This window comes from Streptomyces sp. NPDC051051 (assembly GCF_040682975.1).
Lineage (GTDB): Bacteria > Actinomycetota > Actinomycetes > Streptomycetales > Streptomycetaceae > Streptomyces.
Genome location: NZ_JBFBCB010000023.1, coordinates 46,507 through 58,537, shown reverse-complemented (window position 1 = coordinate 58,537; position 12,031 = coordinate 46,507). Strand labels below are relative to the sequence as shown.

12 protein-coding genes are annotated in these 12,031 nt (G+C 73.0%); 9 read left to right on the top strand and 3 right to left on the bottom strand.

Features of this window, described 5'->3' with window-relative positions; genetic code table 11:
• The first annotated feature begins 3 nt into the window (after positions 1-3).
• On the top strand, positions 4-339 hold the full coding sequence (locus AB0N31_RS18975; protein ID WP_366059533.1) for a hypothetical protein: 336 nt from the start codon (positions 4-6) through the stop codon (positions 337-339).
• A 36-nt stretch (positions 340-375) separates the two neighbouring features.
• On the opposite strand, the gene AB0N31_RS18970 is transcribed toward AB0N31_RS18975, so the two are convergent.
• Together AB0N31_RS18970 and AB0N31_RS18965 are read right to left on the bottom strand one after the other, a co-directional pair.
• Complete coding sequence (locus AB0N31_RS18970) at positions 376-1,881, bottom strand: FAD-dependent monooxygenase (RefSeq protein ID WP_366059532.1); 1,506 nt, start codon at positions 1,879-1,881, stop codon at positions 376-378.
• A 391-nt stretch (positions 1,882-2,272) separates the two neighbouring features.
• The gene (locus AB0N31_RS18965) at positions 2,273-3,463 is read right to left on the bottom strand and encodes a zinc-dependent alcohol dehydrogenase (protein WP_366059531.1); all 1,191 of its coding nucleotides are present in this window, start codon (positions 3,461-3,463) and stop codon (positions 2,273-2,275) included.
• A gap of 238 nt (positions 3,464-3,701) precedes the next feature.
• Between AB0N31_RS18965 and AB0N31_RS18960 the strand changes: the two genes are divergently transcribed.
• Positions 3,702-4,757 (top strand): DUF3048 domain-containing protein, encoded by a 1,056-nt coding sequence (locus tag AB0N31_RS18960; protein WP_366059530.1) that lies wholly within the window; start codon positions 3,702-3,704, stop codon positions 4,755-4,757.
• Between the two features lie 15 nt (positions 4,758-4,772).
• On the opposite strand, the gene AB0N31_RS18955 is transcribed toward AB0N31_RS18960, so the two are convergent.
• Entirely contained in the window at positions 4,773-5,270 is a 498-nt protein-coding gene (locus AB0N31_RS18955; protein WP_366059529.1) for a MarR family transcriptional regulator, read from the bottom strand.
• 212 nt (positions 5,271-5,482) lie between these two features.
• Here AB0N31_RS18955 and AB0N31_RS18950 point away from each other — a divergent pair, with 212 nt between their 5' ends.
• From AB0N31_RS18950 to pcaD, 7 genes are read left to right on the top strand one after another with little or no spacing between them, the layout of a single operon-like run.
• The gene (locus tag AB0N31_RS18950) at positions 5,483-6,265 is read left to right on the top strand and encodes a CoA transferase subunit A (RefSeq protein WP_366059528.1); all 783 of its coding nucleotides are present in this window, start codon (positions 5,483-5,485) and stop codon (positions 6,263-6,265) included.
• Entirely contained in the window at positions 6,265-6,912 is a 648-nt protein-coding gene (locus tag AB0N31_RS18945; RefSeq protein ID WP_366059527.1) for a CoA transferase subunit B, read from the top strand. Before AB0N31_RS18950 ends, AB0N31_RS18945 begins: the two co-directional genes overlap by 1 nt.
• Positions 6,909-8,114, top strand: a complete 1,206-nt coding sequence (locus AB0N31_RS18940; RefSeq protein ID WP_366059526.1) for a thiolase family protein — start codon at positions 6,909-6,911, stop codon at positions 8,112-8,114. The genes AB0N31_RS18945 and AB0N31_RS18940 overlap by 4 nt, the downstream gene beginning before the upstream one ends.
• Positions 8,115-8,127: 13 nt before the next feature.
• Positions 8,128-8,901: a protocatechuate 3,4-dioxygenase subunit beta gene (gene pcaH / locus AB0N31_RS18935; protein ID WP_366059525.1), complete on the top strand. Its 774-nt coding sequence runs from the start codon at positions 8,128-8,130 to the stop codon at positions 8,899-8,901.
• A gap of 6 nt (positions 8,902-8,907) precedes the next feature.
• On the top strand, positions 8,908-9,513 hold the full coding sequence (pcaG, locus tag AB0N31_RS18930) for a protocatechuate 3,4-dioxygenase subunit alpha (protein ID WP_366059524.1): 606 nt from the start codon (positions 8,908-8,910) through the stop codon (positions 9,511-9,513).
• A complete protein-coding gene (gene pcaB, locus AB0N31_RS18925; protein WP_366059523.1) occupies positions 9,510-10,838 on the top strand; it encodes a 3-carboxy-cis,cis-muconate cycloisomerase in 1,329 nt (442 codons plus the stop codon). The genes pcaG and pcaB overlap by 4 nt, the downstream gene beginning before the upstream one ends.
• Positions 10,835-11,959: a 3-oxoadipate enol-lactonase gene (gene pcaD, locus AB0N31_RS18920; protein ID WP_366059522.1), complete on the top strand. Its 1,125-nt coding sequence runs from the start codon at positions 10,835-10,837 to the stop codon at positions 11,957-11,959. The genes pcaB and pcaD overlap by 4 nt, the downstream gene beginning before the upstream one ends.
• The last annotated feature ends 72 nt before the right edge of the window (positions 11,960-12,031 follow it).

Genomic DNA, 12,031 nt, shown 5'->3' with positions numbered 1-12,031 from the left:
ACGATGAACGCACAGGTTCATGAACCGGCGAGGCCCGTCCTCACCTCTCTGGTGATCACGACGCTCGCGGCGGTTCCCTGGATCCTCGCCGTACTCCCGCTCACCCTCAACGGCATGCAGCAGATAGAGGAATCCGGCGGTTTTGGAACCCGGTCCGTCGGACTGGGCATCACGATGCTGGCGCTTGCGGCACTGCCGCTCGTCGCCTCGGCGCTGGTCCTCACATATGGGCTGACCGCCCGGATGGAGGTCCACAAGATGGTGCAGATCACGGCAGCGGCCCTCTTCTTCGGAGGCCTGGTGTCGTTCCTGTTCGCCGTCCTGCTCGCCATGGCGTAAGCAGGAGGCGGTAAGCACGGTGGTGGCGGCCTCCTCTCAGCGGAGGCCGCCACCACCCCCCAGAGCGCGTGTCAACCAGTCGTCCAACGCGGCTGGAGATGCGCCCGCCCACCCGAGGTGGGCGTCGGGGCGAACGAGCATGACGGTCCGTCTCCCGCCGGTCTCCGAGAGTGCGACCACCACGGTATCCGTGCCCAGGTGTGTGCGAGCGATGTCCGCAAAGGCCGACGCGACAGGGGCAGGGGCGACAATCGCCCACCGGTGACCGAGCTCCCCGTGCAGGCGGGTGCGGCTGCCGTCCTCCCGGAGGCAGGCCAGGTCGGGTACGCGATCGCCCGCGCGCGGTCCGACACCGGTCCGAAGGCGCGACCACCGGCCTCCCAGAGGTCCGTTGCGGTAGCTGATCCTGAGCTGCGAGGACTTCTCCCAGAGCAGCCGTTGCGCCGTCTGGAGACGGAGCAACGGAACCAGGGCACGATCACGGACGGCGCGCATCACCCTGTTGTCAGCGACGGCCAGACGCGTAACGCCGCTCGTCGAAGCCATCACCTCGCGGGCCACCGGACGCCGTTCGCCTTCGTAGGTGTCCAGCAGGCGGCTGTGGGCTCTGCCCGAGGCGACCAGTGCGAGCTTCCAGGCCAGGTTCTCGGCATCACCGAGCCCGGTGTTCATGCCCTGTCCACCGAACGGGCTGTGCACGTGAGCGGCATCTCCCGCCAGCAGAACTCGGCCGGACCGGTACCTGGTGGCCAAGCGGCGCTGAATACGAAAGGTCGAAGTCCACAGGTCCGTCCATCGCTCGGGCGGTTGGATGCCGGCGTGCTCCTGAAGGGCCAGCCTCAGCGCGTCCGACACACGATCGGAACCGATGTCCTCGCCATCCACGGGAGCCGACGCCACCAGCCGCCAGACACCGTCCCCGGGCAGAGGAAACACCCCGAGCATTCCCTCCCGGTGCAGCCACGCCGACACCACGTCTCTGGGAAACGGCAACGACGCGCGCACATCCGCGAGGGAAAATCCGTCCATCATGGGTGCTCCGGGAAAGCCGATGCCCGCCGATGTGCGCACATGGCTGTGCGCTCCGTCGCAGCCCACCAGCCACCTCGCGCGCACCGTTCCGTCGTCGAACTGAACGGTCACGCTCTCCTCATCCTGATCAGCGTCGACGAACTTCCGGCCCCACTCCACCTCGACACCAAGCTCGCGGAGCCGCCGCAGCAACTGCGCTTCCACCTCTGCCTGCGAATTGACGAGCACAGGGCGATCCACCAGCGCCGCATGCGCGCCGACCTTCAGACGCATCAGACACTTGCCGTTGACGTGCGTGACGAACTCCGCGACTCGCACCGAACGCTCCGGCAGTCCTTCCAGAGCTCCGAGCCGGTCGAGGACTTCGGAGCCCCGCGGCTGGATCCCCAGAGCACGTGACGCTGTCGACGGCCGCTTCGCCTTGTCGACAATCCTGACCGATATCCCGGCCAGGGCCAGACCGCATGCCAGGGCCAGCCCGGTCGGCCCCGCGCCGACCACGACCACCATCGGACCTTCCACCTGGCATCCTCCGCGACTGAGATCCGACGTGGCCGGAGTGTCGAGCCTAATGCGAGGGAGAGTTTCGCCGTTCACCGCCACCCACGTTCCGCAGGGCTCCGGCAGCCGAACTCCGATGGGCCCTGAAGCCCGCCGCCGGGCAAAGGAACCGCACGCCCAAGGGTCCGAACTGACGCTTCGAGCAAACCGGGGTCCTGGGCCGGCCGCACAGACCGCCGAACTCGTCCAGGACGGACCGCGGTTCACCTGCGGCGCGGACGGCGTCGGCGCAGTCGGTGCCGGGCTGCGGCCTGCCGCCCGGTACGGGGCGACGGGCGGCACCCGTCCCGTAGTGCCGCCCGTCCGCCCGGACCCGGCGCCCGCACCCGGGTCACCCGCCTCACGGCGTCATCAGGATCTTCACGGCCCCGTCCCGCTTCTGCTGGAACATCTCGTACGCCTTGGGGGCGTCCGCCAGCGGGATGCGGTGGGTGGCGAAGTCGTCGACGCCGAGCGGGTCCTCCTCGGTGAGGTAGGGGAGGATGTCGTCGACCCAGCGCCGCACGTTGGCCTGGCCCATCCGGATCTGGATCTGCTTGTCGAACATGGTGAGCATGGGCAGCGGGTCGGCCATGCCGCCGTAGACGCCGGTCAGGGAGAGCGTGCCGCCGCGGCGGACCAGCTCGATGGCGGTGTGGAGGGCGGCGAGCCGGTCGACGCTGAACCGTTCGGCGAGGGGGCCGCTCACCTTGTTCGGCAGCAGGGCGGACGCGTTCTGGATCAGGCGGGCGACCGTGCTGCCGTGCGCCTCGGTGCCGACGGCGTCGATCACGGCGTCCGGGCCGCGCCCGTCGGTCTCGTCGCGGATCGCGGCGACCAGTTCCTTCTCGCTGTCGAAGCTCCGGAGGTCGTACGTCTCCACGCCCCGCGCGCGGGCCCGGCGCAGCCGGTCGCCGACGAGGTCCACGCCGAACACCCGCCCGGCGCCGCGCACCTGGGCGACGCGGCAGGCCATGTCGCCGATGGGTCCGAGGCCCAGCACCGCGACGCTGCCGCCTTCGGGGATGTCGGCGTACTCCACCGCCTGCCAGGCGGTGGGCAGGACGTCGGACAGGTAGACGAAGCGGTCGTCGGGCGGGCCCTCGGGCACCTTGATCGGGCCGTACTGGGCCTGCGGGACGCGCAGGTACTCGGCCTGGCCGCCGGGCACCGCGCCGTACAGGCGGGTGTAACCGAACAGGGCCGCGCCCATGCCCTCGGCGGTGACCTGGGTGGTCTCGCACTGGGTGGGCAGGGAGTTGAGGCACATCCAGCAGTCGCCGCAGGCGATCTGGAAGGGCACGACGACCCGGTCGCCGACGCTGAGGTCGACGACGCCGGCGCCGACCTCCTCGACGATGCCCATGGGTTCGTGGCCGAGGATGTCGCCGGGAGTCATGAACGGGGTGAGCACCTCGTAGAGGTGCAGGTCGGAGCCGCACAGTCCGGTGGACGTGACGCGGATGACGGCGTCCGTCGGTTCCTGGATCACCGGGTCGGGCACGGTGTCCACCCGTACGTCCCGCTTTCCCTGCCAGGTCACTGCCTTCATCGTGCCGCGCTCCCTCCACCGAGTTCGGGGACCCGCCGTGCCGGGGCGGATCCCGGAGTGCGGGCCGGGTACCCGGCGCCCCGGATCCGAACCGCGCCGCACCGCCGGTCCGCCCCCTGGCCGACCACTCGGCGCCGGATGGACCGATCGGCCCACGGGGCGCACGCGATCAGGGACGGTCGGGGGTGGCCACCGACGAGTCGACAAGCGCACAATCGGGTCACGGAACGGGGTGGCGATGGTGGACACGGCGACGGTGGACGGCACGACGGGCCCGAGACCCGGCAGGCGGCTCCGGCCCTCCTGGAGGCGGAGGGGGAAGCTGCGGGGGACGCGCCCCGGGCGCGGTGCGGCGACGGCGGCCGCGCTCGCCGCGGCGCTCGCGCTGTCCCTCGCGGCGGGCTGCACGAGCGGCGACGGTCCGGCCGGCGACGGCCGGGGCACCGCCCGGCCGCCGAGCGGCACGGGCACGGCCGCTCACGGCCAGGTCCTGGCCGTGAAGATCGACAACGTCTCCGCGGCCCGCCCCCAGACCGGTCTCGACGCCGCGGACATCGTCTACGTCGAACAGGTCGAGGGCGGTCTGAGCCGGCTGCTGGCGGTCTACGCGACGCGGCTGCCGGAGACGGTCGGGCCGGTGCGCAGCGCCCGTGAGTCCGACCTGGAGCTGTTGCGCCAGTTCGACCGGCCGGTGCTGGCCTTCTCCGGCGCGCAGAGCAGGCTGCTGCCGCTGATCGGCAGGGAGCCGTTGGAGGCCGTCACCCCTGAGGGCGACGAGGACGCCTACTACCGCGGCACCGACAGGGCCGCCCCGCACAACCTCTATCTGCGCCCCGGTCGCGTGCTGCCGTCCGCGCCGGGCGAGGCCGCGCTGACCACCGGGTTCCGCCACGGCCCCGCCCCCGAGGGGGGCACGCCCACCGCCTCGCGCACCGTGCGCTATCCCGCGGCCCGCTTCACCTTCACCTGGTCCGGGGAACGGCGGCGCTGGGAGGTCACCACGGACGGCACCCCGACGGTGACCGCCGACGGCCGCCGGCTCGCCCCGGCGACGGTGGTCGTGCAGTACGTGAACGTGCGCAGGTCCGGCTACCACGACTCGCTCGGCAACCACACGCCGTACACGGAGACGGTCGGCTCCGGGGCGGCCCAGGTGCTGCGTGACGGGCGGGCCTACGACGTGCGGTGGCAGCGCCCGCGGGCGGCGGACGGCACCCGGTTCACGACGCGGGACGGCACGCCGGTCGCCTTCGCCGGGGGCCAGGTGTGGGTGGTGTTCGCGCGGGCGTCGTGACGCCCGGGAGCCGGCTCAGGTGAGGGCGCGGCCCGGGTCCCGGCCGCTCGTGCCCCGCCCGGCCAGGGGCTCCGCCGGGTTGCGCAGTCCCTCCGCCGCGTCCGCGACCCGGCGGATCAGGTCGAAGAACACCGTCTGCTCCTCGCCGGACAGCGGGGCGAGGAAGACCTGACTCATCCGGGCCGCGCGCACGGCGAGCCTGCGGTGGACGCGCAGGCCCTCGTCGGTCAGGCGCAGCAGGAAGCGGCGGCCGTCCTGCGGGTCGCGGACCTTGTCGAGGAGTCCGCGCCGGATCAGCCGGCTGATCACCTCGGCGACGGTGGAACGGTCCAGGCCCACCCGCTCCCCCACCGTGCGCTGGTCGAGGCCCGGCTCGGCGACGAGGGCGTTGAGGACGGCGAACTGCGGGGAGGTGGTCTCCTCGGACACCATCGCGTTCCACAGCAGGTAGTGCGCCTGCTGGAGCCGCCGGGCGAGGTGCCCGGGATGGGTGTCGAGGTCCACCGCAGCCATGCGCGCTCCCGAAGTCGAATCGAACGTGTACTGAACGATACTCGGAGAGCAGGCGGTTGTCTGCCCGCGGGAAAGAGCTGTTGACCTCACCTTTCCACGAAGTCTTGACGGCCCGGCCCGCCGATGACAGCGTGAAGGACACCTTGCCAAAATAGTCAGTGCCCTGATTAATTGAAGGCTGAGACGCACGGAGAGAGAGGGGGGCTGCACGCATGGACAAGGTGGTCGCCACGGCCCTGGAGGCGGTGGCCGACGTGCCGGACGGCGCGTCGCTGGCAGTGGGCGGTTTCGGGCTGAGCGGCGTACCGGGCGTCCTCATCCAGGCCCTGTACGAGCGGGGCGTCACCGGCGTCTCGGTCGTCTCCAACAACTGCGGGGCGATGGAGTCGGGCCTCGCCGTCCTGCTGGCCGCCGGGCGGATCGCCCGGGTGACCGGGTCGTACATCGGGGCGAACAAGGAGTTCGCGCGCCAGTACCTGTCCGGGGAACTGGAGGTCGAGATGATCCCGCAGGGGACGCTCGCCGAGCGCCTGCGGGCCGGCGGCGCCGGCATCCCCGCCTTCTACACCCCGGCCGGGGTGGGCACCCAGGTCGCCGAGGGCGGGCTGCCGTGGCGCTACGACGGCGAGGGCGGCGTCGCGCTCGCCTCGCCGCCGAAGGAGGTGCGGGAGTTCGACGGCACCGAGTACGTGCTGGAACGCGGTATCCGCACCGACTACGCCCTGGTCAGGGCGGCGAAGGGGGACCGGCACGGCAACCTCGTCTTCAACAGGTCCGCCCGCAACTTCAACCCGCTCGCGGCGATGGCGGGGCGGATCACGATCGCCGAGGTCGAGGAACTGGTCGAACCGGGCGAGCTGGACCCGGACGCCGTGCACCTGCCGGGCATCTTCGTGCAGCGGGTGGTGGCCCTGACGCCCGAGCAGGCCGCCGACAAGAGGATCGAGCAGCGGACCGTCTCGGCGCCCGCGACGAAGGAACGGGTGAACGGCTGATGGCCTGGACACGCGAGCAGATGGCGGCCCGCGCCGCGCGTGAGCTGAAGGACGGGCAGTACGTCAATCTCGGCATCGGTCTGCCGACCCTGATCCCCAACCACCTCCCCGCGGACGTCGAGGTGGTCCTGGAGAGCGAGAACGGCATCCTGGGCACCGGCCCCTACCCCGCCGAGGACCAGGTCGACCCGGATCTGATCAACGCCGGCAAGGAGACCGTCACGGTCCTGCCCGGCGCCTCCTTCTTCGACTCGGCGCTCTCCTTCGGCATGATCCGCGGCGGCCACATCGACGTCGCCGTGCTCGGCGCGATGCAGGTGTCCGAGCGGGGCGACCTCGCCAACTGGGCGATCCCCGGCAAGATGATCACCGGCATCGGCGGGGCGATGGACCTGGTCCACGGCGCCCGTACCGTCATCGTCGTCATGACGCACACCGCGAAGGACGGCAGCCCGAAGATCCTCGCCGAGTGCGCGCTGCCCCTGACCGGCAAGGGCTGCGTCAACCGCATCGTGACCGACCTCGGCGTCCTCGACGTCACCGAGGACGGCCTGGTGCTCGTCGGGACCGCGCCCGGCGTGGGCGTGGACGAGATCGTCGCGAAGACGGACGCCAAGGTCCGCGTCCCCGAGGAGATCCAGCAGTGAAGAGCGTCTACATCGTCGACGCCGTCCGCACCCCGGTCGGCCGCTACAACGGTGCCCTGGCCTCGTTGCGCCCCGACGACCTCGCCGCCCACGCGATCCGTGGACTCCTGGCCCGTACGCCCGCGCTGGACCCGTCCCGGATCGAGGACGTGTACGTCGGCAACGCCAACGGCGCCGGTGAGGAGAACCGCAACGTGGGCCGGATGGCCGCCCTGCTGGCGGGCCTGCCGACCTCCGTGCCGGGCGTGACCGTCAACCGGCTGTGCGCCTCCGGCCTGGAGGCGGTGATCCAGGCGGCCCGCGCGATCGCCGTCGGGGACGCCTCGATCGCCGTGGCCGGCGGTGTCGAGTCGATGACCCGCGCGCCCTACGTGCTGCCCAAGGGCGACCGGCCGTTCCCGGCGGGCCACGCGGAGCTGTACTCGACCACGCTGGGCTGGCGGATGGTCAACCCGCGGATGGACCCGCAGTGGACGATCCCGCTCGGCGAGAGCGCCGAGCTGATCGCCGACAAGCACGGGATCAGCCGTGCGCAGCAGGACGAGTTCGCGCTGCACAGCCACCGCAAGGCGGCGCGGGCCCAGGAGCAGGGGCTGTTCGACGCCGAGCTGGCCCCCGTCACGATCCCCCGCCGCAAGGGCGACCCGCTGGTCTTCGCGGCCGACGAGTCGGTGCGGCCGGACGCCTCCCTGGAGGCGATGGCGAAGCTCGGGCCGTCGTTCCGCACCGAGGGCGGCACGGTCACCGCCGGGAACGCGTCGCCGCTCAACGACGGCGCGGCGGCCCTGCTCCTCGTCGACGAGGAGGGCCTGAAGGCCGTCGGCCGTGAACCCCTCGCCCGGGTGAGCGCCACCGGGGTGTCGGCCCTCGATCCGCAGTACTTCGGACTCGCCCCCGTCGAGGCGGTCGACCGGGCCCTCGCCAAGGCGGGCAAGGGCTTCGACGACCTGTCCGTGCTCGAACTGAACGAGGCCTTCGCCGCCCAGGTGCTGGGCTGCGTGGCCGAGTGGCCCGAGTTCGATCCGGCGATCCTCAACCCGCAGGGCGGTGCCATCGCCCTCGGCCATCCGCTCGGCGCCTCCGGCGCCCGCCTCGCCGGCACCGTCGCCCACCAGCTCGCCCGCCGCGGCTCCGGTGTCGGTGTCGCCACCCTCTGCATCGGCGTGGGCCAAGGCCTCGCCCTCGTCCTCGAACGCCAGTGACCCGGGACTCCTCATGACTCTCACGCAAGCCGACATCGACCAGGAGATCGCGGCCGAGCACGCCGCGTACGAGAAGCGGATCGCCGGCGGCGCCCCCGTCGAGCACCATCCGCGCCGCGACTACGCGCCCTACCGTTCCTCGCTCCTGCGCCATCCGCAGCAGCCGCCGGTCACCATCGACGTCAGCAAGGACCCGGAGCTGGTGGAGCTGGCCTCGCCGGCCTTCGGCGAGCGGGACATCACCGAGATCGACAACGACCTGACCCGGCATCACCGCGGCGAGCCGATCGGCGAACGCATCACCGTCTCCGGCCGGCTCCTCGACCGCTCCGGGCGGCCGGTCCGCGGCCAGCTGGTGGAGATCTGGCAGGCCAACTCGGCCGGCCGGTACGCCCATCAGCGCGAGCAGCACGACGCCCCGCTGGACCCGAACTTCACCGGGGTGGGCCGCACGCTCACCGACGACGACGGTCTCTACCGCTTCACCACGATCCAGCCGGGCCCGTACCCGTGGCGCAACCACGTCAACGCCTGGCGGCCCGCGCACATCCACTTCTCGCTGTTCGGTTCGGCGTTCACCCAGCGGCTGGTGACGCAGATGTACTTCCCGAACGACCCGCTGTTCCCCTACGACCCGATCCTGCAGTCCGTCACGGACGACGCGGCGCGGCAGCGGCTGGTCGCCACCTACGACCACAGCCTGTCCGTGCCCGAGTTCTCGCTCGGCTACCACTGGGACATCGTGCTGGACGGCCCGAACGCCACCTGGATCGAAGAAGGACGCTGACCCGCCATGACGAAGATCGACACCGGCAGCCCGCAGAGCGTGCTGCCCACCCCGTCGCACACGGTCGGCCCCTTCTACGGGTACGCGCTGCCCTTCCCGGGCGGCGGTGACATCGCGCCCGTCGGCCACCCCGACACGATCACCCTCCAGGGGTACGTCCACGACGGCGAGGGCCGGCCGCTGCCGGACGCCTTCGTCGAGCTGTGGGGCCCGGACCCGGACGGCCGGGTGCCCACCGTCGACGGCTCGATCCGGCGGGACCCCTCGACCGGCGGCTATCTGGGCCGCAACGGCGTGGAGTTCACCGGCTGGGGCCGTGTCCAGACGGACGCCAACGGCCACTGGTACGCGCGGACCCTGCGGCCCGGCGCGCGCGGGCACAGCGCGCCGTATCTCAGTGCGTGCGTGTTCGCGCGCGGGCTGCTCGTCCATCTGTTCACCCGGATCTACCTGCCCGAGGACACGACCGCGCACGCCGCCGACCCGCTGCTGGCCGGGCTCGACCCGGCGCGCCGCGGCACGCTGGTCGCGGCCGACGACGGCAAGGGCACCTACCGTTTCGACATCCGCCTTCAGGGCGAGGGCGAGACGGTCTTCCTGGAGTTCCAGTGACAGCTGATCAGTCGGACGCCGGTCTGCTCGCCCCCGGGTGGACCGGTTCCCCGGCGGCCTCCGCGACGAGCGACGCGGCCTACCTGCGGGCGCTGCTCGACGCGGAGGCCGCGCTGACCCGTGCGCAGGCCGCGCTGGGCCTGGCCCCGGCCGCGGCCGGGAGGGCCGTCACCGAGGCCGCCGCGGGCGCCTTCGACGTACGCTCCCTCGCCGCGCGCGCCAGGAGCGGCGGGAACCCGGTGATCCCGCTGGTCGCGGACCTCACGGCGGCGGTCGGCACGGAGCACGGGCCGTACGTCCACCGGGGGGCCACCAGCCAGGACATCATGGACACGGCGACCATGCTGGTCGCGGTGCGCGCGCTGGAGGCGGTCCTCGCCGACCTGGACCGTACCCAGCGGGCGCTGGCGCGGCTGGCCGCCGAGCACCGGGACACGCCCCTGCCCGGCCGTACGCTCACCCAGCACGCCGTACCGACGACGTTCGGGCTGAAGGCCGCCGGGTGGCGGTCGCTGGTGCTGGACGCGCGTGACCGGATGTCGGCCGTCCGGGACTCCCTGCCCGCCCAGCTCGGCGGCGCGGCCGGGACGCTGGCGGCCTTCGCGGCCTACGGCGCCGCGGACGCGACCGAGCTGCCCGCCGCCTACGCGCGGGAACTGGGCCTGCGCGCGCCGCTGTTGCCGTGGCACACGCTGCGCACCCCGGTCGCCGACCTGGCCGGGTCCCTGGCCTTCGCGGCGGGGGCCCTGGGAAAGACGGCGGCCGACGTGCTCACCCTCTCCCGCACCGAGGTCGCGGAGGTCGCGGAGGGCAGCGGCGGCGGTTCCTCGGCCATGCCGCACAAGGCGAACCCCGTCCGGTCCACGCTGATCGCCGCCGCCGCCCTGCGGGCCCCCCAGCTCGCGGCGACGCTGTACGGCGCCCTGGTGGCGGGGGACGAGCGGCCGGCCGGGGCCTGGCACGCCGAGTGGGAGCCGCTGCGGGACCTGCTGCGGCTGGTCGGCGGGGCCGCCCGGGACGCGGCGGAGCTGACCGAGGGCCTGCGGGTGCGCGCGGACGTCATGCGCGGGCATCTCGGGCTCACCCACGGACTGATCGTCTCCGAGCGGCTCTCCGCCGAGCTGGCCACGGTGCTCGGCCGGACCCGCGCCAAGGAGCTGCTGACCCGGCTCGCGCCCCGCACCTTCGCCGAAGGCCGCTCGCTGGGCGAACTCCTTTCCGAAGAACCGGCGTTGAAGGACGTCGACCTCGACGGCCTCACCGATCCCGCCCGCTACACCGGCTCCGCCGGAGCCCTCACCGACCGTGCGCTGGAGCGACGTTGACCGAGAAACTCCTCAACCACCGGGCCGAGGGCCCGACGTCCGCTCCCCCGCTGATCCTCGGGCCCTCCCTCGGCACCTCGTACGCGCTGTGGGACGAGGTCGCGCCCGAACTGTCCGTCACGCACCGGGTGATCCGCTGGGACCTGCCGGGGCACGGCGGCTCGGCCGCCGATCTGATCGGTCCCGGAGCCACCGTCGGCGACCTGGCCGCCCTCGTGCTGGCACTCGCCGACTCCCTCGGCCTGGAGCGGTTCTCCTACGCCGGCGTGTCGCTGGGCGGGGCGGTCGGCCTGCACCTGGCGCTGCACCGTCCGGAGCGGGTGTCGTCCCTCGCGGTGATCTGCTCGTCGGCCCACTTCAACGGCGCCCGGCCCTGGCGGGAACGGGCCGCGCTGGTACGGCGCGAAGGGCTGGCCCCGGTCGCGGAGAGTGCGGACGCCCGCTGGTTCACGGGCGGTTTCACCGTACCCGGGCTGGTCGCCGACCATCGCCGCGCCGACCCGGCGGCCTACGCCGCCTGCTGCGACGCGCTGGCCGCGTTCGACCTGCGCGAGCGGCTGGCGGAGATCACCGCACCCACGCTGCTGATCGCCGGGCGCGAGGACCCGGCGACGCCGCCGGCGCATCTGCGGGAGATCGCGGACGCGGTGCCGGGCGCCGCGCTCGTGGAGATCCCGGGCGCCTCCCACCTGGCCCCCGCGCAGTGTCCGCAGGCCGTACTGACCGCGCTGCGCGCCCACTTCGGCGCGGGCGCCGGGCCGGGCATGCGGGTACGGCGGGAGGTGCTCGGGGACGCGCACGTGGACCGGGCCCAGGCCCGCCAGACGCCGTTCACCGCCCGCTTCCAGGACTTCATCTCCCGCTACGCCTGGGGCGAGATCTGGACCGACCCGACGCTCAGCCGACGTGAGCGCAGCATGATCACCCTGACCGCGCTGGTCGCCCACGGCCACTACGACGAGCTGGCCATGCACGTCCGGGCGGCCCGACGCAACGGACTCACCCCGGAGGAGATCGGCTCGGTCCTGCTCCAGACGGCCGTCTACTGCGGGGTCCCCGCGGCGAACTCCGCCTTCGCGACGGCCCAGCGCGTCCTGGCGGAGGAGACCGACGAGGGGTGACCGGGCGGGGCCCCGCGCCCCGGCTCGGCCGGCGCCCCGGCGTTGCGGGCCCGGCCCGGAGCCGGCCCCGGC

Bases quoted from the DNA above. Each gene is read 5' to 3' on its own strand.
- AB0N31_RS18975 (WP_366059533.1), top strand. From the start codon at position 4: ATGAACGCACAGGTTCATGAACCGGCGAGGCCCGTCCTCACCTCTCTG.
- pcaH (WP_366059525.1), top strand. From the start codon at position 8,128: ATGACTCTCACGCAAGCCGACATCGACCAGGAGATCGCGGCCGAGCAC.
- AB0N31_RS18955 (WP_366059529.1), bottom strand. From the start codon at position 5,270: ATGGCTGCGGTGGACCTCGACACCCATCCCGGGCACCTCGCCCGGCGG.
- AB0N31_RS18970 (WP_366059532.1), bottom strand. From the start codon at position 1,881: ATGGTGGTCGTGGTCGGCGCGGGGCCGACCGGGCTGGCCCTGGCATGC.
- AB0N31_RS18965 (WP_366059531.1), bottom strand. From the start codon at position 3,463: ATGAAGGCAGTGACCTGGCAGGGAAAGCGGGACGTACGGGTGGACACC.
- AB0N31_RS18945 (WP_366059527.1), top strand. From the start codon at position 6,265: ATGGCCTGGACACGCGAGCAGATGGCGGCCCGCGCCGCGCGTGAGCTG.
- AB0N31_RS18950 (WP_366059528.1), top strand. From the start codon at position 5,483: ATGGACAAGGTGGTCGCCACGGCCCTGGAGGCGGTGGCCGACGTGCCG.
- AB0N31_RS18960 (WP_366059530.1), top strand. From the start codon at position 3,702: ATGGTGGACACGGCGACGGTGGACGGCACGACGGGCCCGAGACCCGGC.
- pcaG (WP_366059524.1), top strand. From the start codon at position 8,908: ATGACGAAGATCGACACCGGCAGCCCGCAGAGCGTGCTGCCCACCCCG.